The sequence below is a fragment of the Paenibacillus sp. D2_2 genome, from assembly GCF_031199965.1.
GTDB lineage: Bacteria > Bacillota > Bacilli > Paenibacillales > Paenibacillaceae > Fontibacillus.
In genome coordinates this window covers 4,867,256-4,892,459 of sequence record NZ_CP133605.1, presented here as the reverse complement: position 1 = coordinate 4,892,459, position 25,204 = coordinate 4,867,256, and the positions used below count along the sequence as shown (strand labels likewise).

General features: G+C 45.1%; 20 protein-coding genes and 5 pseudogenes. 18 read left to right on the top strand and 7 right to left on the bottom strand.

What is annotated here, in order from left to right:
- Positions 1–110: 110 nt before the first annotated feature.
- Positions 111–935 (top strand): helix-turn-helix transcriptional regulator, encoded by an 825-nt coding sequence (locus RE628_RS25115; RefSeq protein WP_309155935.1) that lies wholly within the window; start codon positions 111–113, stop codon positions 933–935.
- Positions 936–1,003: 68 nt separating this feature from the next.
- Here the strand turns inward: RE628_RS25115 and RE628_RS25110 are convergent, their stop codons facing one another.
- Positions 1,004–1,438 carry a GNAT family N-acetyltransferase gene (locus RE628_RS25110; RefSeq protein ID WP_309155933.1) on the bottom strand — a complete coding sequence of 145 codons (435 nt, stop codon included), beginning with the start codon at positions 1,436–1,438 and terminating at the stop codon, positions 1,004–1,006.
- Between the two features lie 78 nt (positions 1,439–1,516).
- A pseudogene (locus RE628_RS25105) lies at positions 1,517–2,127 on the bottom strand (flavin reductase family protein).
- Between the two features lie 354 nt (positions 2,128–2,481).
- On the opposite strand from RE628_RS25105, the gene RE628_RS25100 reads away from it, so the two are divergent.
- From RE628_RS25100 to RE628_RS25075, 6 genes and pseudogenes are all read left to right on the top strand, one after another.
- A complete protein-coding gene (locus tag RE628_RS25100; protein ID WP_309155932.1) occupies positions 2,482–2,853 on the top strand; it encodes an MmcQ/YjbR family DNA-binding protein in 372 nt (123 codons plus the stop codon).
- 201 nt (positions 2,854–3,054) lie between these two features.
- Entirely contained in the window at positions 3,055–3,327 is a 273-nt protein-coding gene (locus RE628_RS25095) for a CD3324 family protein (protein ID WP_309155931.1), read from the top strand.
- 88 nt (positions 3,328–3,415) lie between these two features.
- Positions 3,416–4,153: an MBL fold metallo-hydrolase gene (locus tag RE628_RS25090; RefSeq protein WP_309155930.1), complete on the top strand. Its 738-nt coding sequence runs from the start codon at positions 3,416–3,418 to the stop codon at positions 4,151–4,153.
- 205 nt (positions 4,154–4,358) lie between these two features.
- The gene (locus RE628_RS25085) at positions 4,359–5,111 is read left to right on the top strand and encodes an SDR family NAD(P)-dependent oxidoreductase (RefSeq protein WP_309155929.1); all 753 of its coding nucleotides are present in this window, start codon (positions 4,359–4,361) and stop codon (positions 5,109–5,111) included.
- A 211-nt stretch (positions 5,112–5,322) separates the two neighbouring features.
- Positions 5,323–5,643 (top strand): annotated as a pseudogene (locus RE628_RS25080) (PadR family transcriptional regulator); the annotation flags it as partial.
- Between the two features lie 12 nt (positions 5,644–5,655).
- Positions 5,656–6,662: pseudogene (locus tag RE628_RS25075) on the top strand (hypothetical protein).
- Positions 6,663–6,804: 142 nt separating this feature from the next.
- Here RE628_RS25075 and RE628_RS25070 read toward each other — a convergent pair.
- The gene (locus RE628_RS25070; protein ID WP_309155928.1) at positions 6,805–7,758 is read right to left on the bottom strand and encodes a metallophosphoesterase family protein; all 954 of its coding nucleotides are present in this window, start codon (positions 7,756–7,758) and stop codon (positions 6,805–6,807) included.
- 272 nt (positions 7,759–8,030) lie between these two features.
- Positions 8,031–8,855, bottom strand: coding sequence for an alkaline phosphatase family protein (locus RE628_RS25065; protein WP_309155927.1), 825 nt, complete (start codon positions 8,853–8,855; stop codon positions 8,031–8,033).
- A 276-nt stretch (positions 8,856–9,131) separates the two neighbouring features.
- On the opposite strand from RE628_RS25065, the gene RE628_RS25060 reads away from it, so the two are divergent.
- From RE628_RS25060 to RE628_RS25025, 8 genes are all read left to right on the top strand, one after another.
- Positions 9,132–10,013, top strand: coding sequence for an ABC transporter permease (locus RE628_RS25060; RefSeq protein ID WP_309155926.1), 882 nt, complete (start codon positions 9,132–9,134; stop codon positions 10,011–10,013).
- 20 nt (positions 10,014–10,033) lie between these two features.
- Positions 10,034–10,468, top strand: coding sequence for an ABC transporter permease family protein (locus RE628_RS25055; RefSeq protein WP_309155925.1), 435 nt, complete (start codon positions 10,034–10,036; stop codon positions 10,466–10,468).
- Positions 10,435–10,932 carry a carbohydrate ABC transporter permease gene (locus RE628_RS25050; protein ID WP_309155924.1) on the top strand — a complete coding sequence of 166 codons (498 nt, stop codon included), beginning with the start codon at positions 10,435–10,437 and terminating at the stop codon, positions 10,930–10,932. The genes RE628_RS25055 and RE628_RS25050 overlap by 34 nt, the downstream gene beginning before the upstream one ends.
- 123 nt (positions 10,933–11,055) lie before the next feature.
- The gene (locus RE628_RS25045) at positions 11,056–11,898 is read left to right on the top strand and encodes an ABC transporter substrate-binding protein (RefSeq protein WP_309155923.1); all 843 of its coding nucleotides are present in this window, start codon (positions 11,056–11,058) and stop codon (positions 11,896–11,898) included.
- Positions 11,853–12,584 (top strand): ABC transporter substrate-binding protein, encoded by a 732-nt coding sequence (locus RE628_RS25040; RefSeq protein ID WP_309155921.1) that lies wholly within the window; start codon positions 11,853–11,855, stop codon positions 12,582–12,584. Before RE628_RS25045 ends, RE628_RS25040 begins: the two co-directional genes overlap by 46 nt.
- A gap of 182 nt (positions 12,585–12,766) precedes the next feature.
- A complete protein-coding gene (locus tag RE628_RS25035; RefSeq protein WP_309155919.1) occupies positions 12,767–13,594 on the top strand; it encodes a hypothetical protein in 828 nt (275 codons plus the stop codon).
- Positions 13,588–14,511 (top strand): sensor histidine kinase, encoded by a 924-nt coding sequence (locus RE628_RS25030; RefSeq protein ID WP_309155917.1) that lies wholly within the window; start codon positions 13,588–13,590, stop codon positions 14,509–14,511. Before RE628_RS25035 ends, RE628_RS25030 begins: the two co-directional genes overlap by 7 nt.
- 19 nt (positions 14,512–14,530) lie before the next feature.
- Positions 14,531–16,141, top strand: a complete 1,611-nt coding sequence (locus RE628_RS25025; RefSeq protein WP_309155914.1) for a response regulator — start codon at positions 14,531–14,533, stop codon at positions 16,139–16,141.
- A 416-nt stretch (positions 16,142–16,557) separates the two neighbouring features.
- On the opposite strand, the pseudogene RE628_RS25020 reads toward RE628_RS25025, so the two are convergent.
- From RE628_RS25020 to RE628_RS25005, 3 genes and pseudogenes are all read right to left on the bottom strand, one after another.
- Positions 16,558–18,431, bottom strand: a pseudogene (locus RE628_RS25020) (ABC transporter ATP-binding protein).
- Positions 18,428–20,649 (bottom strand): annotated as a pseudogene (locus tag RE628_RS25010) (ABC transporter ATP-binding protein). The pseudogenes RE628_RS25020 and RE628_RS25010 overlap by 4 nt, the downstream one beginning before the upstream one ends.
- 383 nt (positions 20,650–21,032) lie before the next feature.
- Positions 21,033–21,512: a MarR family winged helix-turn-helix transcriptional regulator gene (locus RE628_RS25005; protein ID WP_309155910.1), complete on the bottom strand. Its 480-nt coding sequence runs from the start codon at positions 21,510–21,512 to the stop codon at positions 21,033–21,035.
- Between the two features lie 565 nt (positions 21,513–22,077).
- Here RE628_RS25005 and RE628_RS25000 point away from each other — a divergent pair.
- From RE628_RS25000 to RE628_RS24990, 3 genes are read left to right on the top strand one after another with little or no spacing between them, the layout of a single operon-like run.
- Complete coding sequence (locus tag RE628_RS25000) at positions 22,078–22,719, top strand: hypothetical protein (protein WP_309155908.1); 642 nt, start codon at positions 22,078–22,080, stop codon at positions 22,717–22,719.
- Positions 22,677–23,819 (top strand): sensor histidine kinase, encoded by a 1,143-nt coding sequence (locus tag RE628_RS24995; protein ID WP_309155907.1) that lies wholly within the window; start codon positions 22,677–22,679, stop codon positions 23,817–23,819. The genes RE628_RS25000 and RE628_RS24995 overlap by 43 nt, the downstream gene beginning before the upstream one ends.
- 2 nt (positions 23,820–23,821) lie before the next feature.
- Positions 23,822–25,168, top strand: coding sequence for a response regulator (locus RE628_RS24990; RefSeq protein ID WP_309155905.1), 1,347 nt, complete (start codon positions 23,822–23,824; stop codon positions 25,166–25,168).
- The last annotated feature ends 36 nt before the right edge of the window (positions 25,169–25,204 follow it).

The following is a 25,204-nucleotide window of genomic DNA, read 5'->3' as shown; positions in this document are numbered from 1 at the left end:
GCAAGAATCTAAGCGTTTATTAGTCAATACGCGAAAAACTATGCATATTTTATCTAATAAGATATGTTCGTAAAGTTCAGTTTTCAGCACAGAGAAGGTAGGGATGTTCTGTGAGTACAACACCATTCTTTGCCGTAGAACAGATCAAGCGTACCGGGCATTTTAATATGGATTCCGATCATTTTCATGAGGGCTATGAGATCTATTACTTGCTGGCTGGAGAGAGGTACTACTATATCAATGACCGGGTTTACTCTCTGCGAGTCGGCGATCTGCTGTTTATTAATAAGAACCATTTGCATAGGACGACGAGCAAGGGGCGCTCCTCGCATGAACGGGTATTGGTTAATTTCGACGATTTGTTCATTCAGCCTCTGATGGGGTTCGGAATAGGGGAACTGCCTTTGTATCAAGGGGAGAGCTTCCTGCTTCGTCCTGATGTGCATGAGCAGGGACGCTTTGAAGACTTGTTCCATGCCATGCTGCGTGAACAGAAGGAGGCAAGGAGCGGATCAACGGAGTATTTGCTGGCCTTGCTGCTGCAGATGCTGATTCTCATTCAACGAATTCACGAAGCCAAGCCGGAGCCGGTACCGCCTGAATCGAGCGAGAAGCAGCGCAGAGTGTACAGCGTCATTGAATATTTGAACGAGGAGTATGCGAAGAAGCTGACCCTGCCGGGAATTGCCGAGCATTTCTTTATTAGTGAGACGTATCTTTGCCGTATTTTTAAGCAAACGACTGGCTTTACTTTGATTGAATATTTGAACTATATACGAATTAGTGAAGCGCAGACTTTGCTGAGGGAGACGGAATATAAAATTACAAGAATCGCCGAGGAGACAGGCTTTGATAGTATCGCTCATTTCGGCAGGGTGTTCAAGCAGATTGCGAAGCGCTCTCCACTGCAGTATCGTAAGCAGAATCAAATATGACAGAGGAAGACCAGCATGATTATTCATGCCAGATGCTGGAGATGTTAAAATCCCAATGATTGCGATAATCATTGGGATTTTAATTTTAGATTTAATATTGGATAGGGGCGGCCCTCGCCATCGGTAGGTTTCTCGCCGACAACGGTGAACCCGCTTTTTAAGTAGAAGCATGTGGCGTTTTCATTATCTTTATTCACATCCACGCTCGTTACTCCATAATCGTCGATCAAAGAGCGGATAATCTGTTTCCCATACCCTTTTCCGGTAAGACCGGGATCTAGAAATAGCATTTCGAGATGGGATTCATGAACCCCCGAGAATCCGATAAGTTGATCCTCAATATACCATAGCCTCACATCAAGATGTGGAAAGTATGAAGGAATCTCTTCCTTTAGCTTGTGCCTATCATCAACAGCCAAGAAATGATGCGTAGCTATAACAGACTTCTCCCATAGATCCAGAATAAGACCATAATCCTTCTCCGATGCTTTTTGATTATGCATGTTAGTTGTCTCCTCCCATATGGCTTGATGTTATTATAACATCGCAAGTAAAAACCTTGAATGATCTCAGCTGTTTATTTACTCAGGCCGTGCAATCGCGAAAATTTCACCCAGCTTCGAATAGTTGTTGCCAGCAAGGCGACTAACCGGCTTGAGCTTTTCGGCATCAATCCGCCCGTTTTCGTACAGATCATCTTCGATATGGAAGCATACGACCTTACCGATAATAAGGTCACAGGTCGGGAAGAAGGGGTGCCGCCTAGCTCTATTGCTCTCTCCAGCACACATTCCATGCGGATTTTGGCCTCAGTTATGCCTGGAACATTGATCTTCTCACTGGGGACGGTGGTAAGTTTGGCGAGTTCTACTTCGCTCTCTTCCGGAGGAAGATTAGCTGCCGTCTGATTAATCGCCTCGATATAATCCTCATCTGAGATATGAACGACAAACTCACCCGTCTCTATAATGTTTCTCGAGGTATCCTTGTAGCTGCCTTGTTTCCTTTGAATCGATACGGAGATCATTGGCGGATCTGCGGTCACGACATTGAAATAGCTGAACGGAGCGGCATTTACAACACCATCATTGGATTGTGTGGTAATGAATGCCGTCGGACGCGGGATGATGCTACCGATCAGAAGCTTATAATTATCTCTTTCAGTCTGATTTTCCGGGTAAATGGTTAACATAGGTCACCTCTGTTATTAATAGTATTATTAGTTTACCCTTGGATTGGATTCAATATGGAATCTGATCTAGGGATTATCGAAAACTTAATTCATAAGAGCTTATTGGAAATAAATAAGTAACTTTATAAAAGTAAGTATAGCATGACATATTTCAAAGATAAAGTTATGCATGAAATGAACTGTAATAGGAACTTTTCTAGATTACATAACCCAATAATAACCTCTCGGAATAAGTCTATGAAGTTCAAATCGCTATATTAGGGAAGGAATAACTCACATATGATGCGATCCTTCCAGCAAACATGGTATATTAGCACCAGCATCTTATTTTTTAAAAATAAAGGAGAGATTCCTGTGTATAGTAAGCTGAGTGCCTATTGTACCTCCAAAAAAGGGGCGGTCCAAGATTATCCGTTCGGCCCGGAGCCACTTGTTATGAAAGTGGGAGGGAAGATGTTCGCCCTTCTGAGCGAGCACGGACAGCAGGACACGGTGAACATCTCATTGAAATGTGATCCGACAATTGCCGAGAACTTACGGGAACAACATGAATGCGTAGTGGCCGGGTACCATTTGAACAAGAAGCATTGGAATACAGTCATTGTAGATGGCAGTCTTCCACTTGCGGACCTGCAGGCAATGATCGACCATTCCTATGATCTTGTATTCCGAAGTCTGACAAAGAACGAGCGTGAATCCATCACGAAGAACCTAAGAGTCAAATAGAAGGTAGTACGGATATATACGTCATAACACATTGCTAAAAGACAGGAGTTGATTGCATGATAAACTTGCTAGTACGTATCTATGTATATGGCTCTGAGCAGAGGGTTCCAACAGATCTTTGCTTAGAGCCTGTCTCATACTGAGCTGGAACTCTCTGCTCCTCTATATATCTTAATAAGCTATATAGATGGGAGTAGAAAGATGAAATACCAGAATGCACAATCGATATTACCAGAGGAACTGATAAGCAGTATTCAACAATATGTACAGGGCGACTATTTATATATCCCGGTCCGAGAGGAGAAGAAGCGGCAGTGGGGGGAGTGTTCCGGTTATAGGCGGATGCTTCAAGAACGAAATGCTGAGATCCTGCAAAGCTTCTGTTCAGGAATATCGGTGAAGGAACTTGCACAACATTATTATTTAAGCGAGCGTAGCGTAAGGAGAATTATTCACGAACAGCGAGGCGGATGACTTTGATGCTGGATCATGCTTGTCCTTTTCCCTAGCTATGTTATCAGCTAAGCTTAGTCTTGAACAACATAGATACAAGGAGGCAGCTATGAATAATTATCATTTGCTCGATATCGAATTTGAGTATGGTGGGCACAAGCAGGTGATTACTCCGGTTCTTCTGCAGGATGAGCGGGATACCATTCTCATTGACTGTGGTTACCCTGATTTTATGCATCTGTTGGAAGCTGCGACTGACAAGCAGGGCATCGCCTTCGAGTCGATTACCAAGCTGATCGTGACACATCACGACATTGATCATATCGGTCCCCTTGCGGAGATCAAACGGACTTATCCGCATATCAAGATCATTGCACATGAATTGGATGCACCGTATGTTGACGGAACGAGACGTTCGCTACGGCTCGAGCAAGCACAATCCACCCTCAGTGCTGTACCGGATGAAGCCAAACCGCAGGCAGAGCAATTTATTCGTTCGCTGCAATCGCTCGAACCGGCACTTGTTGATCAAACAGTTCGAAGCAACGAACTTCTGCCTTGGTGCGGGGGTATCGAGATTGTTCATACACCCGGTCATATGCCGGGTCATATCTCACTATACCTTCCCTTTAACAAAACATTAATTGCGGCAGATGCCGTAGTTATTGAGCAGGGCAGATTGAATATCGCCAATCCGCAATTCACCCTCGATTTAGATGAAGCTGTGCGCTCTGTCCAGCGATTGCTGGATTATGACATAGAGCGTATTATCTGCTATCACGGAGGCCTCTATGATGGCGATGTAAAAGAAGCATTGCTGGAGCTTGTTCAAAAATATAAGTCTTAGGTAGCAAGGTTTTAAGTAAAGCCTGCATTCATTAGAGGAATGCAGGCTTTTTTGCATCTAAAGTCAAGAAGCTTGTACCCAAATTATTCAAAATTGAGTTTGCGAATAAATGGTGATAGAATTAATTCCATAGTGATAGTCATTCTATCATTGTAAAAATTATTAATTCACAAATTTGCTTACCAATCGCAAAGGGGATGTTGATATGGCACGTATGACAGGTAAAGTGGCAATTATTACAGGTGCAGGAAGCGGAATGGGTCGTGAAGAGGCTATTTTGTTCGCCAAAGACGGAGCAAGCGTAGTCGCCACAGATATTAACGAAGCTGCAGTACAAGCCGTCGTGAAGGAAATTGAAGCAGCAGGCGGACAGGCGGTAGCATATGCGCATAATGTCGCATCCGAGGAAGAATGGGTAAAGGTTATAGATGGTACGATTCAAAAGTACGGTAAAATTGACGTCCTCGTCAACAATGCGGGAATATCTCTGCCTACTGGATTGTTGGATACAACGCTGTCTCAATGGGATAAAGTGATGGACATTAACGTGAAGAGCATCTTCCTTGGGATGAAGTATGTTATTCCGCATATGCAAGCGAAGCAAAGTGGCTCAATTGTAAATATATCCTCGATAGCAGGGTTAACAGGAGGTAGTGGTGCCGGTGCTTATACTGCATCGAAGGGGGCCGTTCGGATGTTAACTAAAGCGGCCGCCGTTGATTTCGGCAAGGATAACATCCGTGTAAACTCTGTTCATCCAGGTTTTATCGAGACTCCAATGAGCTCAGATCTGATCAAGAACGAACAAATGCTGCAATGGTTCTTGTCGCAGACAGCACTGCCGCGTGTAGGCCAAGCACCAGAAGTTGCTGAGGCTGTGTTGTTCCTTGCGTCGGATGCATCTTCTTATATTACAGGCGTTGAATTACCTGTAGATGGCGGTGTAACTGCCAAATAGACTTGATCGTTCTCTACGGTCCTAATTCGTAAAAATATATAGATCAGCAGCCATCATCGGCGGCTTGATTTCGGGTAGTACACCGAAGTCAGGCCGCCGAGTTTTTTATTAATGGAAAATTCTGATTGCTATTGGAACAACAATACTGTATGATGCATAGTATAAAACATATACTGTATGATACATAGTAAGTTGGAAATGAGGTGTAACATTGAGTACTCTATTGAATTCATTGATTACGGAGCTTAGAAGAGGAACGCTGACTTTAGCGGTATTAAGCCAATTACGAACACCTCAATATGGATATTCACTTGTTCAGCTGCTGGAAGAATCGGGTATCGGGATTGATCAAAGCACGCTATATCCGTTGCTCCGTAGGTTAGAGAAACAGGAGCTGGTATCAAGCAGTTGGGATACATCCGAGAGCAGACCACGCAAGTATTACGTATTAAGTGAATATGGATTCGAGATATTCGGGCAATTGAAGCAAGAATGGATGAACAATTCCAAAGAGCTTTACCGCTTGTTAAAGAGGAGGATTGCCATGAATCTGATTGATATTTACATTCAGGAGGTTATGAGGCGGCTACCGGAGAAGGACCGGGGGATGTATCACTGGAGCTTCGTTCCACCATTGAGGATATGCTGCCGGATGAATACAATGAGGATGATGTAAAGGCTGTACTTGAGAAATTGGGTAATCCGGCAGTGCTGGCCAGTGGATATGTGGACCGACCGATGCATCTCATTGGACCACGCTATTTCGATTTGTATGTTAATTTGTTAAAAATGATATTACCGATCGCCATTTTAATATCGGTGATTGCGACCATCGCTGAGAATATTATCGGTTATAATGGCAGTGGAGAGTTAAATGCGACGATTAATCATTTTGTGAATATTATCGTTCAAGGAATAGTCGGCTCTTTTGATGTAATCGCGCAATCTTTCTTCTGGTTGACCGTTGTGTTTGCGATAATAGAGCGGGTAGAAGTAAACAAAGGTGACGAACCAATTACTTCAAGATTCAAGAAATGGACACCGGATGATTTGAAGAAGCTGGCCCCTGTTCCTAAGAAGAGAGCAGTCTCTAAGGCAGAAGTATTTGGAAGTCTCCTTTGGACTGCCATCTGGGTAACTCTCTATTTCTATGCAGATCGTTTTGTAGGTGTGTATATAGGTACCAAGGAGAAGCTTGAGTTTCTGTGTCCAGTCTTTAATCAGGAAATTCTGCTTCGATATTGGCCGTTCGTACTCGTTCTGGCCGGTCTCGAGGTAGCACTGGCTTTGTATAAATATATTGTGGGGCATTGGACGAGAAGAATGGCGTTATGTAATACAGGTGTTCAGCTTGCGGGTGCTATTTTTTTGATCACTATATTATTGACTTCGAATCTGTTCGATCTGGGTTTCATTAAGTATATGTCCGACTTATTTGCAGTTACTCCAGAACAGTTCAAAACCGTAGTCACTAGTGGTGGAACTTTCCTCTTTCTGATCACTACAGCTATCAGTATTTTTGACGGCTTCCGTAAGGCAAAGATCCAGTAATAGATGACTATGAGTTCGAAGATATGGATGCAATTCTAGAGGTTTATAATCTTTGAAGGGGTTATCCCGTAAGTAGAACGTCTACTACGAGATAACCCCTTCGTTATACAGAGATAATTCTTACGATGGTATTGATTCTGCACTATACCTGTAGAGCTCGGCCCTCAGGCAAATGCTTAGGCTGGTCATGAATGATCGATCCGTCTTCAAGATGCAACCAGGTATCGAAGCTTCGCTGTCCTTCTGTTAAGTGAATCACCCGCGCGCCGGTGGCGAACGGCTGATTCAAGTAGGCATTCCGGGTAGTGCGCCCATAGCAAAGGCGGATGCCATGTAGAGTCCCCCAGAAGTCGTTGCCGTGGTCATGACCGACGAAGGTACCCATGATGTCACCCATCTCTACCATGGCTGCGAAGAATCCAGTATTCAGCGGTGGCGCACAGATCAATCGATCCAGCTTCTGCCCATAGCATTCGTTGAAATCCCAAATATCACGATATTCGGGTAACGGGATATGGAAGAAACCGAGCGAAGGAAGAGATGAGCCGCCATTATTTGCTGTCAGCTGATGGGAAGTCCTGGTATACCAGTCGATCTGACTTCTTCTTATCCAATCATAATATCCTACCCCATGATGTACCAAGGGGGAGTAGCTTCCTGTGTCGAGAAAATAAAGCGCTGCAGCAGGTAAATGATGTTCATCCAGAATATCAAGCACATAGTTGCCAGAGCCGTGGACATTTGGCGGGTCAGGCTTTGCGTAACAGAATTTATGCGTTAACTGAAGTTTGTGCAATTGTTCTCGCGTGAAATCCGGTGCTTCGGAATCATGATTACCAAATACGGCTGCCCAAGGAATTTGCAGCTCCTCCGGTACCGCTACAGCATCGCGGAATGCCTGTACCGGGTCCGGACTCTTGTTACTGGCAATGACATCTCCGGTATACACTACAAGATCCGGGCGCTCTGCCTCAAGAATAGCCCGCATCATGGAACTCATACGTGCTTCTTCCTCATGCGGTTCACAGAATTCCGTGTCCGTGAACTGAACAATCTTGAACGTTCCATCCTCTCTGAAATGCAGCTGCTTTCTCATCCCACACGATTCCTCCCTTTTCGCTTTTGCTAACGTGCAACAGCTAACGAAACGTGGTATCGCTATTTGCGCCCCAAAGGACTGTCCCCAATTTTAACGAAACTGGGTATCGCTATTGGAGCCAATTTGAGGTCCAAAGCCGGAATTTACCCGGAATAACGATATGGTGTTTCGTTAAAAAATTTTTACCCCTGTTTTTGCGAAAATAGCGATCTGTAGTTTCGTTAGACGAAAAACGAGCAGCAACTTCCCAACTTACTAAGTACGTACGATTAGTTGAACAAAGAAGCGGGCACCTTGCCATCCCAATTAGTAGGCAGCTCAAGACCAAGAGCATGTAAAGCTACTGCTGCAGTATCGACGATGAATAGCTCTGGCAAGACAGTGCCGGCTGAGACTCCTGGGCCTACGCAGCCCCAGAATACATTTTTGTCCATCGGATGATCACTACCGTGGTCATGCTTATCAGCTCCGCCACCGCCATGGTCGGTCACGAGGATTACGAGGCTGTCCTCCAGCAAGCCTTGCTGTTCAATTGCGCGTAGCACGCGGCCAAACAGTTCATCCATCTTGGTAATAGCCTTTAGATAATTCGGTGAATCTGGACCATAACCATATTTATGTCCAGCAGCATCTGTATCATCGAGCTGCATATAGAGCAGCTTAACGTCGCTGTTGTTCTGAATATAAGTCTCGATAGTGATTGCGAGCTCGTCGTCCGGCATTGCTTCCTTATGAATATCGAGCCCTTCCTCAATAATTCCACTGACGATTGGCGACCAGCTGGAGAAGGCTGCAAGCTTGGCTTCAGGCTGAGCCTCCCGTACGAGTTTGAATATCGATGGATATGGGGAATCCGCAGGATAGACTTGAGTGGAAGCTATTTCATTATTTAATCCGTGTTTCTCCGGGACTACGCCGTGAAGAATAGAGCCCCAGCATTCCGCACTGATCGTTGGTGATTGGGCCTGAGCCATATATGTAACGGCTCCTTTGCTCAAGAATGCATCAATATTTGGCGTATCTGTATGCTGAATGAAGTTCCCGGCTCCGTCCATTCCTAGTATAAAGACACGTTTAATCTGCTTGGTATTCATGATAGAAATCCTCCTCAAATGATGTATGAAGCGATATCACGCCCTTAGCATAATGATCCCAGAGGACCCTGTCAATGTCTTTTATTGACTAGTTATTAGCGTATTTTTGACTTGATGAGAAGAAGTCACGAACGTGTTATGAGAAAGTCATCAAGATGGTGGTTACGTCTAGGGGCAAAACTCTAGAATGAATATTGTAAGGGCTTACACAACATGGTGGAGGGGTGGGAGCGTGAGTAAGTTATCACGGTTAAACAGAGAAGTGAGAAAGTATAAATGGCTGCTGCTAATGACAGTGCCGGGATTATCTATCTGTTCATCAACAACTATATTCCGATGTACGGCGTCATCCTTGCCTTTAAAGATTATAACTATGTGGATGGGATCTGGGGTAGTGCCTGGTCCGGATTGGACAATTTCAAATTCCTGTTCAGTACGGAGGCCGCTTATGTCATCACAAGGAATACATTCCTGTATAATCTCGTCTTCATTCTATTAAATCTGATTTTATCGGTTCTCGTCGCACTCTTGATCAATGAGATCAAGGACAAAGTGATAAGCCGCTTCTACCAGAGCACTTTTCTGCTCCCGCATATCATTTCGATGGTCGTTGTCGCTTATCTCGTATTTAGCTTCCTAAATGCTGAGAACGGCCTGGTGAACAGGCTATTGTTCAAATGGTTCAGTATGGATGGAATCTCGTGGTATGGAGAGCCGAAATATTGGCCTTACGTTCTCGTTATTGTTAACGCCTGGAAGAACGTCGGATATTTATCGATTATTTATTTTGCTTCCATCATTGGTATAGACAAAGAATATTACGAAGCGGCTACGATCGACGGGGCTAGCAAATGGAAGCAAATGACCCGGATTACGATACCGCTGATTATGCCGGTCATCATCACCATGACCTTGCTGGCGGTAAGCACGATACTTCGCTCGGACTTCGGTCTGTTCTATCAAGTGCCAATGAATACCGGTGCACTTATACCGACGACACAAACAATCGATACATTCGTATACCGCGCAATGCTCCAATCGGGTGACATTGGAATGTCTACGGCAGCAGGCTTCTATCAATCGGTAATCTGTTTCTTCTTGATACTAATAGCCAATGCCGCTGTCAGACGCATCAATAAACAGAGCGCATTGTTTTAAACAGGGAGGGAGAGAACAACGTGAGAGAATTAAATATATCCAAAAGGATCGGCCCTGCGATGATTCACCTGTTCTTTTGGTGCTTCACGATCATATCTTTAGTTCCGTTTATCCTCATATTCATGGTCTCAATTTCAAGTGAAGATTCCATTCTGCAGAAGGGATTCTCCTTATTTCCTAGCGAGATCAGCTTCGAAGCTTATAAGTTCTTATTCAATGATTTCTCAGAAATCGCCCGGGCGTACGGAGTTACCATCATTGCCACGATTATAGGTACCATCGTAAGCCTGCTGATTACAGCGCTCTTCGCTTATCCATTATCAAGGCCGAGCTTGCCATTTAGGCGGACACTATCCTTCTATATCTTCTTCACGATGCTGTTTGGTGGGGACTCGCGCCTTGGTACATTACTTATGTTAATATGCTCGGCATTAAGAACACGATCTTCTCTATGATTATTCCGAATCTACTATTAAGCGCCTTTAATGTCCTATTGATGAGGAGTTTCTTCGGCTCAACCATACCGGAGACGGTGATTGAGTCGGCAACGATTGATGGAGCGAGTGAGATCACAATCTTCTTCAAGATCGTTGTACCCCTATCCTTGCCGATTATGGCGACGATTGGACTCTTCAACACTTTGGCTTATTGGAATGATTGGTATAACTGTATGCTGTTTATCGACAAGCCGGATCTGTACAACATTCAGTATTTGATGACGAAGACACTCACTAACATTCAGTATCTGTTGATGAAGTCCAACAGTTCAGCTCAAGTTGGCGAGTTGCTGGCCAAAATGCCGCGAGAGTCCGTACGAATGGCACTCGCGATCGTCGGGGTGGCCCCATTATTATTTGCCTATCCATTCTTCCAGAAGTATTACATTAGCGGAATTACGTCTGGCGCAGTAAAAGGCTAGGGATGGGAAGAAACAGGTCGTTCATTCCGAGAAGGAGGTGGGGCTGACTGACGCGAATAAAGATTTACTGCAATTCCGGGGATTAGGTTAGTACAAGTATGATTTGAGAGGAGAACAGAAAATATGAAAAAGAAGCTCCATTTACTGTTCGTGATTATGCTGTGCGGAATACTGGTATTGACGGGATGTGGCAAAGGGGATTCCAATAAGTCGGCCAATCCTGGGGACACTTCCGGCAATAAAGCAGAAACGGGAAATAAAGAAGGAACTAGCGCGCTCAGCCCGTATAAAATTACGATGGTCTATCCGGCTGGAGCGGCTAAGGATCTCCAGCTTGTCCAAGATGAAATGAGCAAATATTTGACAGAGAAGATTAATGCGACGATTGAGCTGAAGCCTATCGAGTGGGCGTCCTGGGACGACAAGACGAACTTGATGAAGGTCTCGAATGAACCGTTTGACCTGATGTTTACAGCTAGCTGGTTCTCGTATGCGAAGGATGTCGCCAAAGGGCAATATCTGGAACTGGATGACCTGATGGCTGAGTATGGAAAAGACATCCCTGGCGTTCTTGGCGATGACTTTATCAAAGGAGCAAGAATCTCCGGTAAGCTGTACGCCCTTCCTACCAAGAAGGAATTCGGTCAAGGCTTCGGCTTCCTGCTGGACAAGAAATTGGTTGATAAATATGGATTTGATATTAATGGCGTGAAGTCCATGGAAGATATGGAAGCAATGTTCCAGACGATTAAAGAGAAAGAGCCAGGCGTAACTCCTATCGTATCGAAGAAATTCACAAATATTTGGGAAGCAGCTAACTATGATGGGGTCGTGGCAAATTTGAGTATCCCCGGGGAAGCACCGAGATTAAGGCGATTGATACACTGGAGGATCCCAAATTCATTGACTTCTACAAACGGATGCATCAATGGAATCAAAATGGCTGGTTTGACAAGGATATTCTGACTTCAGATTCTGATCAGGGCCTCAATATGATCAAAGCAGGCAAGGCCTTCGCGGTTGCCCAATCGTTGAAGCCAGGTAAGGACAAGGAGATGAGCATCAACGCTGGCGTTGAGTTGGTTCAGGTTGAGACGGCAGAGCCATTCACGACAACAGGGGATGCTCAAGGTGCAATGCTCGGTATTTCCCGGACTTCAAAAGACCCAGCAAGGGCGATGATGTTCCTAGATTTGCTCTATACGGATCCGGTACTGTTGAATATGCTCGATTGGGGCATTGAAGGCAAGCATTATGTGAAAGTCAGTGACAATGTTATCGATTATCCAGAGGGCGTTAATGCCGATACAGAAGGTTATCCTAACCCAGGCGGTTGGATGTTCGGCAACCAGTTCAACACTTACCTGTGGGCGAATGAAGATCCGAACAAATGGGAGGAATTCCAGCAGTTCAATGACAGATCGGAGCGTTCTATTGCGCTAGGCTTCTCCTTTGATCAGGAGCCAGTTAAATCGGAATTGGCATCAATCGAGAATGTGAAGAAGGAATTCGAAGATACCTTGAGATCTGGAGCAGTAGATCCAGAACAATTGATCGAGAAGTGGAAAGAGAAACGCAAGTCCGCTGGTTTTGACAAAGTCAAGGCTGAGGTCGATAAGCAGCTGGCTGAGTGGGCCTCGACACAGAAATAAATAGGTGTAACAAGGAGGAATTCTGAAGCGGGACGATAGGTATAGTCCTAACTAGGGATTCCTTTTTGTCCTACCGGAAATTATACTCGGGATAGATGAGCCTTTGAACATATAAGAGGGCATCACTGTGAATGATAGAGGTTCATACTAATCTTGCATGATCCGGGGTAGATAGAATGTTCATGAGGTCGAATATTAAGCAGTCGCTTCGTTTCAAACTGATTATCGGTTTCGTCGTGATTACAGTTCCCTTGGTTGGACTCATGCTCTACAACAATTATTATGCTTCGAATACGATACGTGAACAGGTCGCTGAATCCAACAAAAATTCAATGATTCTGTATTCTCAACAAATCGAGGCGGCCTTGAACAAAGAGACGAATTTTCTCTATAACGTCGCCGTGGAAGATCCGAATCTCGCCGCGCTACCAGGGCTGCTCGATGATCCGGTTGACTATTATCTGGCCAAGGCCAACATTCTGAATACGTTTACCAGGTATCATCGATTCGACAACAGCGTTGATCTACAGTTTGTTTATTCGCTGCGAAACCGTGACCTCTTCACGACACCGATTAAAGAAAAGTCCTATGAACGGTTGAATGCGATCAAGTCGACCATCGAGAGAATAGTTAAGGAGGCTAAGCCGAATAACGATTTTTTTCGGGAATGGAGAGCGGTTGAATACAACAATGGAAAATATGCTCTAATCCGTCTGGTGAATGCAGGGGATGACCTCTATCTAGGTGCCCTCATCGAATTGGAGAATCTGGTAATTCCGCTCGATATTATTCAATCTGAAGAGGGGCTCGTGGGCTTCCTCAATCAACAGGGACAACTGATAACAAGCGCAGACGCTATCGATTCGAGCCAGCCCATTTCCTTGGGTTCTGGGCCAAACGCAGGGTATCAGGTTGTAAAGCAGAATGGTCGTAAATATATCGCGGTCACTAACCAGGTTCAGGGTACGGATGTCATTCTAAGTGTCTTTGTCCCGAAGAGCAAATGCTGAAGGACCTGAACAATTTCCGCCGCGGCATTATTCTCATTTCCGTTGGCGCGCTGTTCATTCTGATCATTTATTTGATCTATTTGAACGATATCATTCTTAAGCCAATGAATAATCTCGTTCATGGTATGCGTCGAATTAAGCATGGGGATTGGAATATCCGGCTTCAATCTTCCAAAGCCAAGGAATTTGCAATTATTAATGAGACCTTTAATAGCATGGCCGCCGAAATCCATGAATTGACGACCAGTGTATATGAGGAGCAGACCAAAGCACATAAGGCTGAGCTCAAGCATTTGCAACTGCAGATTAACCCTCATTTTCTGCTGAATACGATTAACATTATTTATAATTTGGCCGAGATTAAAAATTACAGCGTCATACAGCTGATGTGTATGAATCTGGTCAAATACTTCCGCTTCACGACGAGAACGAACCAGGTCGCTGTCACTGTTCAAGAAGAAATGGAGCATATGGAGAGCTATATTAAAATTCAGCAGGTCCGCTTTCCCGAACGCATTACCTATGAGATTCATATGGATAGCGGTGCAGAAGAAGCCGCGATTCCACCGTTGTTGATTCAACCTTTCATTGAAAATGCCATTAAGCATGGCTTTGACTTCATGGATCACCCGTTCCATATTGATATCGCTATAGGCTTAATCGAACAGGGCAGGCTGCAAATCGTTATCATGGACAATGGTAATGGATTCCCACCGGAGATACTGCATAAGCTGAGTTCCGGTAGTTATCTGGAACATCAGAATGGGGAGCATCTCGGTATTTCCAATGTTCAGTACCGGATAAAGCATCTATTCGGAGATGATGCCCGATTGGAGTTCGATAATGCTTCGGGCGCTGGGGCACGAATTCAAATTGTACTTCCTTTTCGAACAGTTGAACAATTTACATCTTATTGATGAGGAATGGGGGAGAAGCATGTTTAAGGCACTGATTGTAGACGATGAGATCTATGCGGTAATGGGTATTCGCAGCGGTGTGAATTGGGAAAGACTGCAGGTATCTGAAGTATATGAGGCCTATAATATGCGGGATGCGTTGAAGGTGTTCGAGAGCACGGCGATCAATGTCATGATCTGTGATATCGAAATGCCTAAGGGGACGGGGATCGAGCTACTTGAGAAGGTGAACGAGATCTCTCCCGAGACGGAGACGATCTTCCTGACTGCCCACTCCGCCTTCAGCTTCATGAAGAGGGCGATTCAGTTGGATGGGTTCGATTATTTGCTGAAGCCGGTCCAGTTCGATGTGCTTGAGGATACGATCAACCGGGCGCTTGAGTCCATTCGGCAAGAACGGGAATTGGTACGACTGCGTGAGCATTATAAGCCTTACTATGATATGTGGAGTAGACAGAAGCCCCTGATCACCGATAAGTTCTGGAATGATCTGTTCTCGGGCAGGATTGTATGCTCTCCGGATAATATCGCAGGCATTTTAGAGAGGCACCAGTTGTCAGGGCTTGAACAATTCACCTTCCTGCCCGTACTCGTCAGCGTGGAATCTTGGCTTCGCGAGTTCACTACGCGGGATGAGGAGATTATCGAGTATGCGATTCGCAAAGGCGCTGCCGAGGTGCTGCTCCCCGGTGGCAAGGGCGAGGTGATTCAAACTAAGCAGGGCGTTAATATCGTCATTATAATGGGGGATCGAGATGAGGTGGGAGATCCTTCAGGACTGCTTACACGATGCGAGAAATATATTCAGAGCTGCCTTGAATATTTCGATTGCAATATTTCCTGTTATATCGGTAGAAATGTCAGCTTGTATGAGATTGCGGATATCTGTAAACAGCTTCTAGAGATTGAATACAACAATGTGAACAAGTCTAATCAGGTATACACGCTGGCTTCGCTCAGCACTCCCTCCACCAAGTCGATGATACCGCGGATTTCTACGTGGACGATTCTATTGGAGCAGGGGAAGCTGGAGGAGCTACAGCAGGAAATCCGCTGCCGAATATCAGAGATGATGGAGCTCCATCGTTTATCTTTGGCCGAGCTGGAGGGATTCCGCAATGAATTTATGCAGATGACGCACTATGTTCTGCACAAGAACGGGCTACATGCGGTCGAGTTGCTGCAGGGTGAGGATGGGCTACTGTTGAATGAACAGCCACGTAGTCTTCCACAATTGGAAGCTGAGGCTCTCCAAGTCGTAAGAATTATTTATAATGAGCTGCATCAGAATCATTCGGTCATTCAGCGGATTCAATATTATATTACCGAGCATTTAAGTGAGCCGATTACTAGAGAGGAGCTCGCTAGCTATGTATATTTGAATCCGGCATACTTGTCGCGGCTATTCAAGCGGGAGCTGGGAGAATCGATCACGGATTATATTTTGAATGCCCGTATGTCCTTGGCTAAGGACCTGATCACGACTTCAACGATGCCGATCTCGGATATCGCCAAGACCCTTGGCTATCACAATTTCTCCTACTTCTCCAAAATGTTCAGGAAGGTGTATGACGTCTCTCCGCAACAACTAAGGCAGAAGTCTCCAGAAGGAGAGAGAGAAGCTTTATAAGTCGTGTTCAAAAAGAACGGTTTTCAGCACCGAAGCTTATGCTTCCGATGTGCGTTTTTTCAAAACGCTTCAGTTGGATGAAGCTAGGGTCTGAGGAGCGGAGCGTACGTAGTGGGTACGCGAGCACCGGAAGACCAGCTGAATTCAAGATTCGATGCCGAATTTACTTGATTCACTTCGTGTTAGATTTAGAATTTATACGTTATCAGCTACGCTGATGAAATTCTATATCGCTAGAAAACCTACCTTTGAATCGCGGTCGCTCATCCTTGAACTGACCTCGATCTGGTTTTTATCAAAAGCGGACTTTTTGAACTACCTCTTTAAGAATGCAAGAAAAACAGCGTAGGATGAAGACTAGTTAATCCTTGTCTTCATCCTACGCTGTTAATTTTTTGTTTCTGTTTGAGTCCTAATTAGCTTGCTTCAACATCATCAAACTGACTGTTGTAGAGGCTTTCGTAGAAGCCACCTTTGGCAAGAAGCTCTTCATGATTCCCTTGCTCGACAATATCGCCATCTTTCATAACAAGGATCATATCGGCATCGCGGATCGTAGACAAGCGATGCGCGATTACGAAGCTGGTGCGCCCTTTCATCAGATTAGTCATCGCTTTCTGAATCAGGGTCTCGGTCCGTGTATCGACGGAGCTAGTCGCTTCATCTAGGATCAAGATCCGCGGATCGGCTAGTATCGCGCGAGCGATGGTCAGCAGCTGCTTCTGACCTTGAGAGACATTGCTTGCTTCTTCATTGAGCACCATATCATAACCGTCCGGTAGGGTGCGAATGAAGTGATCGACCTGTGCCGCTTTGGCTGCCTTCAGTACCTCTTCATCGCTAGCATCCAATTTACCGTAGCGGATATTTTCCTTGATGCTGGTGTTATACAGCCAAGTATCCTGGAGCACCATGCCGAACAAGGAGCGTAGATCATGGCGAGTAAAGTCCCTGATGTCCACACCATCGATCAGAATAGCACCTTCCTGAATATCATAGAACCGCATCAACAGCTTAATGATCGTTGTTTTTCCGGCGCCAGTCGGTCCGACAATCGCGACCTTTTGACCATTCTTGATTGTAGCCGAGAAATTATTGATGATGGTTTTGTCTTCATTGTAACCAAAATGCACATCCTCAAAGCTTACATCGCCTTTGATGTCCTGTACGGAAGCCGGCGTCTTGGTATCGGCAGGTTCTTCTTCTTCAGCCAGAAATTCGAAGACACGCTCGGCTGCGGCAGCGGTCTGCTGCAGGACGTTCGAGATGTTGGCTACTTGCGCAATCGGCTGGGTGAATTGACGCATGTATTGAATGAAGGCTTGAATATCCCGACCTTGATGCTGCCATTGACAGCCAGGTAGCCCCCTAGTATACAGACAGCGACATAACCGATGTTCCCAATAAAGTTCATGATCGGCATCATCAGACCAGATAGGAATTGCGATTTCCAAGCTGAGTTGTACAGCTTGTCGTTGAATTTGTCAAATTCCTTGACAGATTCCTCCTCACCGTTAAATGCCTTCATGACGATGTGGCTGCCGTACATTTCCTCGATATGCCCATTAACCTTGCCAAGATATTCTTGCTGACTCACAAAATGCTTCTGTGATTTTTTTACGACTGCAATAATGAACACAAAGGATAAAGGGATGATGCACAGCGCAACAAGCGACATTTTCCAGCTGATCGAGAACATCATAATCAGAATACCGATGATACTTGTCACGGATGTGATGATTTGCGTCATGCTTTGGTTCAAGCTTTGACTGATGGCATCGACATCATTCGTAATATGCGACAGGACTTCCCCATAGCTCTTTTTATCAAAATATTTGAGCGGGAGTTTATTGATCTTGGCAGCAATATCACGGCGCAGATTGTATGTCACCTTCATGGAGACACTAGACATCACAAAGCCCTGTAAATAAGCGAACACCGCACTGATGATGTAAAGAACAACAAGGGTGATCATAATTCGACTGATATAGCCAAAGTCGATGCCTTCTCCGTTGCCCGAGATCATATTCATGACGCCTTCAAAGATTTTGGTTGTCGCATTACCCAAAATTTTAGGACCGAGAATATTGAATATGGTAGATGCAATCGCAAAAATGATAACAACGAAAATAGCTACTTTATATTTGCCTAGATAATTAAGCAGCTTCTTGAATGTTCCTTTGAAATCCTTTGCTTTCTCGCCAGCCATCATAGCTCCGGGTCCATGGCCGCCCATAGGCCCACCCCTGCGAGCAGGCTTTTTGAATTTGTTGGAGGCACTGTCGCTCATTGTAATTCCTCCTTCGAAAGCTGGGATGCAGCAATTTCATAGTACGTTGGACAGTTGTTCAGAAGTTCTTCGTGCGTACCAATTCCAACGACCTCACCATCATTGAGCACGATGATTTGCTCAGCTGTCATAATGGTGCTGACGCGCTGCGCTACAATTAGGACCGTGCTATCGCCGGTTTGCGCTTTGAGTGCGCGTCTTAGAGCGACATCAGTCTTATAGTCGAGTGCGGAGAAGCTATCGTCGAAAATATAGATCGGTGGCTTCTTCACAAGCGCGCGAGCAATTGATAACCGCTGTTTCTGTCCACCGGAAACGTTAGTTCCGCCTTCAGCAATCGGCTTCTCGAAGCCTTCCTCTTGCTGGGTGATGAATTCAGCGCTTGCGCAATCTCTGCGGCTTGCGTAATTTCTTCGTCAGTGGCTTCCTTCTTGCCGTAGCGAAGATTGGAGCTGATCGTACCTGTAAGCAGCACGCCTTTTTGCGGCACATAGCCGATTTGATCATGTAGGTCATACTGCGTAACTTCTTTGACATTGACGCCGTTCACCAGAATTTCTCCAGAAGTAACGTCATAGAATCGTGGAATCAGGTTGATCATGGTCGATTTTCCTGCGCCTGTGGAGCCGATAATGGCAGTTGTTTCACCAGGTCTCGCCTTAAAGCTGATGTTATGCAGCACATCCTCGGACGCATTCTCGTAACGGAAGCTAACATTCTTGAACTCAATTTCCCCATGCTTGCTGTCATTAAATGGTTTAGCCTGCTTTGGATCGATAATCGTAGGCTCGGTTTCCAGCACTTCAGCGATCCGTGTTGCAGATACGGATGCACGTGGGACCATGATGAACATCATCGAGATCATCAAGAAGGACATGATGATCTGCATAGCGTATTGCATGAAAGCCATCATATCACCGACCTGCATGGAGGAATCGGCGATTTGCTTGGATCCGACCCATACGATCAGCAGGGTGATGAAGTTCATGATCAGCATCATGGCTGGAAACATAAATACCATTACGCGGTTGACGAATAGATTGGTCTTGGTCAAATCTTGATTCGCTTTATCAAAGCGGTTTTCCTCAAATTTTTGCGTACCGAATGCTCTGACTACCATCAAACCACTGAGATTTTCTCTGGATACGAGATTCAGCTTGTCAATCAGCTTCTGGATGATTTTGAACTTCGGCATAGCGATGGAGAAGACGGTTACGATCAGGACGATCAGTAGCGCGACGGCAATCCCGATAATCCAGGTCATAGAAGCATTCTCACGAAGCACCATGATGATACCGCCGATTCCGAGGATCGGTGCGTAGAACACCATGCGGACACCCATGATGATCAGCATTTGTACCTGGGTCACGTCATTGGTTGTTCTTGTGATCAGCGATGATGTTGAGAATTTATCGAATTCCTTGTTCGAGAAACTCTCCACCTTGCTGAAGATATCTCTGCGCAGATTTTTCGAAGCGCCAGCTGCCACACGTGCCGCACATAGCCCGACGAGCACGGCAGCCGCAACGCCGCCGAGTGCAATCAGCAGCATGATTAGACCGGTTTTGATGATGTAGGCATTCTGGATTTTGCCAAGGTCTATACCCAGCTCGCTGTACAGCAGTTTCACGAATGAACTTCCCGTCGCCTGCTGCATCGTCGGATCGGTTTGAGCCGCAACCTCTCTAGCTTTATTCATCATATCAGCCGGAAGCTGTTGGAATGCTGGAAGCATGGTGTAGAGCTGCTGAAAATCTACAGTTCCAACCTCGCTCGCCTTATCGGGAGCAGCACCTTGACCGGATTGCTCAGCCATATCCTTGGATACCTGAATAAATGTTCCGGCAGCCATCCCAAAGATACTGTTAAGCTCCTGTTCGGTGTCTTTATTTATGTCTTTCAGAACGTAAATATTTTCTGTTTTGGCAAGCGGATAGTCCTTTACATATTTGGTGTCACCGGCAGTAACAAGCGTATAGTTCTCTTTAACCTTCGCTTTGTCTGCATCTGTCATGAATGTGGTCATAAGCGTAAATCCGTTTTCGCTTATGGCTTCAGGTACAGCATTCTCAATCCCGCTTTGCTGAATGCCAGTATTAACGATGTCGGACATGTAGTGTGGTAAATTCAAGTCCGCCATCGCCTGACCGAAGAGCAAGATGATCGCCAGGATCAAGGTTGCTGTAAAAGGTTTTAAATAAGAGGCGAGTCTTCTCATATACAGGTAGCTTCCTTTCTTGATTTGATCAATCGATTGGTTCATTTCTAGCGAGGGTTCAAAAAGTCAGACTTTCAGCACCGAGAAGGTTGGATGAAGCTAGGGACTGAGGAGCGGAACGTACGTAGTTGGTACGTGAGCACCTAAGATGTTTCCGGAGGAAACATAACTTCGTAAGCATCTGCTAAGGCCCGGCTGAATTCAAGATTCGATGTCGAATAGGCTTTCAGTGTTACTTCGTGTTAGATATAGAATTTATTCGTTATCAGCGGGCTGATGAAATTCTATATCGCAAGAAAACCTACCTCTGGATCGCGGTCGCTCATCCTAGAATTACTTCGTTCGGTTTTCTTATCAAAGGGGGACTTTTTGAATTACCTCTCCTAGCGCTGTTCTTCTTGCATTTCACCGACAATCGTATAGAGGCGATTGAACAATCTAATGAGATGATCCGTCTCTTCATGCCCTAATCGTCTTGCAATTTCATTCGAGAAGGTCAGGAAATGATCGGTTGTCTGTTTAAGTACCGAACGTCCCTCATCAGTCAGATTGACGTATACGACACGTCGGTCATTACGAGTCGTTAGACGCTCCACAAATCCTTTTTCTTCAAGGGAATTGACCATTTGCGAAACGGAGGGAGGACTAATTCTCATTTTATTGCTAAGCTCTGATATTTTGATGCCTGGTTTATCGTCTCCTTCTGGATCAAGTGCATGCTTGTGCATCATTTTGGATATCACATTCATCAACATGAACTCACCCCTTGGGATTCGTTCATCGGTAATTGCTCTAGTATGCAAACGCTTGAACTTGGATATCGCTTCTAGAAGCTGATTGCCTTGATTACTCTCGATACCCATGACTAACCTCCTTCCAATAGAGATATGATAGAAACCATTTTTCAACCTAATTGTTAGTATACCTAATTATTAATCTCTAAACAAGTTAAATTGTTTAACTATTTTACTTGTAAAGAACCTGTGTCTTCATGGATTTTCAAGTAAAAATTATCGGGTTGGCCTATTTTTTATGATGCAGTATGATGTTGATATCTGGGTGTTAGGGGTGACACCCTGCGTCACCCAACTAAGACATTTTGAATGCAAATAGGTAAAAATATTGCAAGTCAAGGTAAAAGTTTTTAAATTGTTTGTCTTCGTGGACAGGCCTACAATTTTATATGATAACAATGGTTGTCAAAGATTACGGCGCACTGCGGGATATTATCAATTAGGGTTATCTGCAGCAGCTGGATGACGAGAATAAGCCGATTTCCTATTGATCGAGATATACGGATCGGGCAGTCAAGCTTGTCGCACTTTCAACGAAAAGAACAAAAGAGGAATCTTCCGCAAGGATGGTTCCTTTTTGTTAACTGCCACAGCTAGAGGTAACCATCCATCATACAGCAACGGGGGGAATACGATGAAGCTTAGGATCGTTAGAAAGAAATCGAAGTGGTTCGTATATCAGAAAGTTATCGCCATATTTATTTTGTTATTGCTGCCGCTCATCACAATGAATATTTGGTTCAATTACAAGGGAATGTCGATTAGCAAAGATGCCATATTGAGCTCTTCTCTTGCCGGTGCTACCTTTTACTCCAAGCAGCTTGACAAAGAGATGTATTTCATCCGAAATTTGCAGCTTCAACTGCTAAATGACAAGGATTTGCAGAAGCTCAGCTTCCGAGGAAGTATGCTGGAGAGTTATGAGGAAGTGGAATTGGTTGAGCAGGTGAGGGATAGGCAGAATTCACTGACGGCCTTCAGCGATTATATCGTGAATGCTGGCGTCTATGTCGAGGCCGTCGGGAAGACCATCTCTACGATGTCCGGAGTGACGAATACGCCGAATCCGGAGATGAGTCTGGTCGCATCTCTCATATCCACGAAGCCTAGGCCTTCGTTCTATCAGACAGGAAACCAGATTTTCCTGATAGAGACCGAGAACAATGGCGGATATGGTCTTATATCGAGATTTCCAGGCCTAAGCTACTTGAGGCATTACAGCAAATTGCAAGTTTGTATCAAAAATCCGAGGTACTGCTGGGTAATAAGGAATTAGGCGCCGTGTTGACGACCTCGAGTGATCTTCAGGAATCGAACACGATTCTTAGACAGATCTCTGAGCAGAGCATAAGTGAACAAGATAACTCTGAAATGAAGGAGATCCATGGCGTTAATTATTTTATTACTCATAACGACGTCAGTGCGCTGCATTTGTCATTGATCATGTATGTCAATCAGAACGAAATTACCCGCCCATTGAACCAATTTACGACCTGGTCCTATTTATTGTTCATTATCGCTATTGTGATTATGGTGCTGTATGCCTTTTCGGTCAATTTAATGATCCATCGCCCTTTATCGCGCCTGGTTAAGGCGTTCCGGATGCTGGAAGCCGACAATTTGAACATTATGATCGAATCGCGAAGCAATGATGAGTTCCATTACGTATTTAGTAGCTTCAATAATATGGCCCTCAAACTGAAAAATTCGATTCGAGAAAACTATGAGCAGAAAATCGCCCTGCAGCATTCACAGTTAAAGCAGCTCCAGTCGCAGATCAACCCGCATTTTTTGTACAATAGTTTCTTTAATATTTACATGATGTGCAAGGTAGGAGACGCCGATAGTGCCGCTGAGTTCTCTCAGAAGCTGGGTACATATTATCAATATATTACGAGGAGTGGGTCGGATGAAGTGCCATTCTACAAGGAATATCAGCATGCGCTTGATTATTGCGAGATTCAGTGTATTCGGTTCTCGAACCGGATTACCTTCGAATATAGCGATGTGAAGGATGTACCGCCATCGATCTCGGTGCCCCGGCTTATTATTCAACCCATTGTAGAGAATGTGTTCGAGCATGCTTTCGAGGATGGAACGATGGAGGGAGTGATCTACATGGGGACGGAATACGCGAACGGAAGGCTGCGGGTTACTGTGGAAGACAATGGAAAGCTTGTTACCGGGCCAATGATCGAGCAGATGTGTGACAAACTGGCTACGGAGTCGAAATATATGGAGAAGACCGGGCTAATCAATGTGAATAACCGGCTGAAGCTAAAATACGGGAAGGGCAGTGGGCTGTTTGTCTCGCGTAGCACCTATGGAGGCCTAAGAGTAGATCTGATCATTGTAGTAGATGAAGAGGAGGCTTAAGCATGTATAGATTATTGATTGTTGATGATGAGCCTGTAATCGTGAACGGGCTGGTACTTCTGTTCCAAGACAATACCGAGTTTGAGCTTGAAGTGTGTAAAGCTTATTCCGCCAAAGAGGCCCTTGAAATGGCTAGAAAAATGAAGCTGGATATTCTGGTTAGCGATATTCGAATGCCGCAGATGAGCGGACTTCAGCTCGTCGATGAAATTAATTATTACTGGCCGCATTGCCGCTCTATCCTTCTGACGGGGTATAGCGAGTTCGATTATGTCCATGAAGCGCTGCGCAAGAAAGTGGACAATTACATTCTCAAGACAGAGGGGATCGAGCTGATCTTCGAGGCAGTACAGCGGTCTATTGCTAAGCTGGATGAGGAGAATCGGCGCAGAATTCAAGAGGAGAAGGCGAAGCTACACTTAGAGATTGCTGTACCGCTGTTGAAGCAGGAACTGCTGCGGAAAATGACCGGAGGAGAAGATCTCCTTCATCTATTGTGTCAACCTCGTTACGAAGAAGTGCATTTCCGGATTGTACCGGAACAACCCGCATTTTTCCTGATCGGAAGAACGACCTTAAATGAAATGGATAGAGCGAGTGAATTGCGCCAAGCGGTACAAAGATCATTCTTGAACTACTTGCCTCCTTCGTTCCAATGCGAATGTTCTGTTATGCAGGACGACGTGCTCTTCTGGATGCTGCAGCCAGGGGCAGAGCTGTTAGGAAGGTTCCGTGGAGAGAACGTCACAAACGGGGCTCACTGGAACAGCATAACGATGTATATGAAGGGCATATTGGAGCTGGTGCAAAATGAGTGTGAAGAGCTGCTAGGCGTAGCTGTCTCCTTCGGTATATCGGATAATCTGGAAGGAAGTTGGGATATAGCCGGGCAGCAGTATGAGAAGTTGCATTCTCTACTTAAGGCACGCGCCGCATTAGGCCAAACGATGATCATCGTAGATCTGGGCAGAGTCAACCCATACGAGGAGAATATGTACGAGTATGGCCGGATGGAGCAGGATGAGATGAAGCTATTCGTCGTCGACCAGATTCAGCGATATGTGAACGAGCATTTATCTGGAGATGTATCGTTGACAGCGATCGCAGAGGAAGTTCATTTCAATCCGTCATATCTCTCGCGTTTCTATAAGCAGGCGGCAGGCCATAATTTGTTGGAATACATCCAGACGAAGAGGCTGGAAGGAGCTATTCGTCTGATGCAGGACACGAATCTGAAATTGAATGAGATTGCTACCCGGGTGGGGTTTGATTCTCCTTCTTATTTTACGACCTTTTTCAAGAAGAAGATGGGGGTCTCCCCTCAGGAATATCGGAATACACAGGCGTAACCCAGCAATCTGGGAACAAGTAAATAAAGTGATAGC

Bases quoted from the DNA above. Each gene is read 5' to 3' on its own strand.
- RE628_RS25110 (WP_309155933.1), bottom strand. From the start codon at position 1,438: ATGCATAATCAAAAAGCATCGGAGAAGGATTATGGTCTTATTCTGGAT.
- RE628_RS25095 (WP_309155931.1), top strand. From the start codon at position 3,055: ATGAAATACCAGAATGCACAATCGATATTACCAGAGGAACTGATAAGC.
- RE628_RS25090 (WP_309155930.1), top strand. From the start codon at position 3,416: ATGAATAATTATCATTTGCTCGATATCGAATTTGAGTATGGTGGGCAC.
- RE628_RS25085 (WP_309155929.1), top strand. From the start codon at position 4,359: ATGGCACGTATGACAGGTAAAGTGGCAATTATTACAGGTGCAGGAAGC.
- RE628_RS25070 (WP_309155928.1), bottom strand. From the start codon at position 7,758: ATGAGAAAGCAGCTGCATTTCAGAGAGGATGGAACGTTCAAGATTGTT.
- RE628_RS25065 (WP_309155927.1), bottom strand. From the start codon at position 8,855: ATGAATACCAAGCAGATTAAACGTGTCTTTATACTAGGAATGGACGGA.
- RE628_RS25060 (WP_309155926.1), top strand. From the start codon at position 9,132: ATGGCTGCTGCTAATGACAGTGCCGGGATTATCTATCTGTTCATCAAC.
- RE628_RS25050 (WP_309155924.1), top strand. From the start codon at position 10,435: ATGCTCGGCATTAAGAACACGATCTTCTCTATGATTATTCCGAATCTA.
- RE628_RS25045 (WP_309155923.1), top strand. From the start codon at position 11,056: ATGAAAAAGAAGCTCCATTTACTGTTCGTGATTATGCTGTGCGGAATA.
- RE628_RS25040 (WP_309155921.1), top strand. From the start codon at position 11,853: ATGCATCAATGGAATCAAAATGGCTGGTTTGACAAGGATATTCTGACT.
- RE628_RS25035 (WP_309155919.1), top strand. From the start codon at position 12,767: ATGAGGTCGAATATTAAGCAGTCGCTTCGTTTCAAACTGATTATCGGT.
- RE628_RS25030 (WP_309155917.1), top strand. From the start codon at position 13,588: ATGCTGAAGGACCTGAACAATTTCCGCCGCGGCATTATTCTCATTTCC.
- RE628_RS25025 (WP_309155914.1), top strand. From the start codon at position 14,531: ATGTTTAAGGCACTGATTGTAGACGATGAGATCTATGCGGTAATGGGT.
- RE628_RS25005 (WP_309155910.1), bottom strand. From the start codon at position 21,512: ATGGGTATCGAGAGTAATCAAGGCAATCAGCTTCTAGAAGCGATATCC.
- RE628_RS25000 (WP_309155908.1), top strand. From the start codon at position 22,078: ATGAAGCTTAGGATCGTTAGAAAGAAATCGAAGTGGTTCGTATATCAG.
- RE628_RS24990 (WP_309155905.1), top strand. From the start codon at position 23,822: ATGTATAGATTATTGATTGTTGATGATGAGCCTGTAATCGTGAACGGG.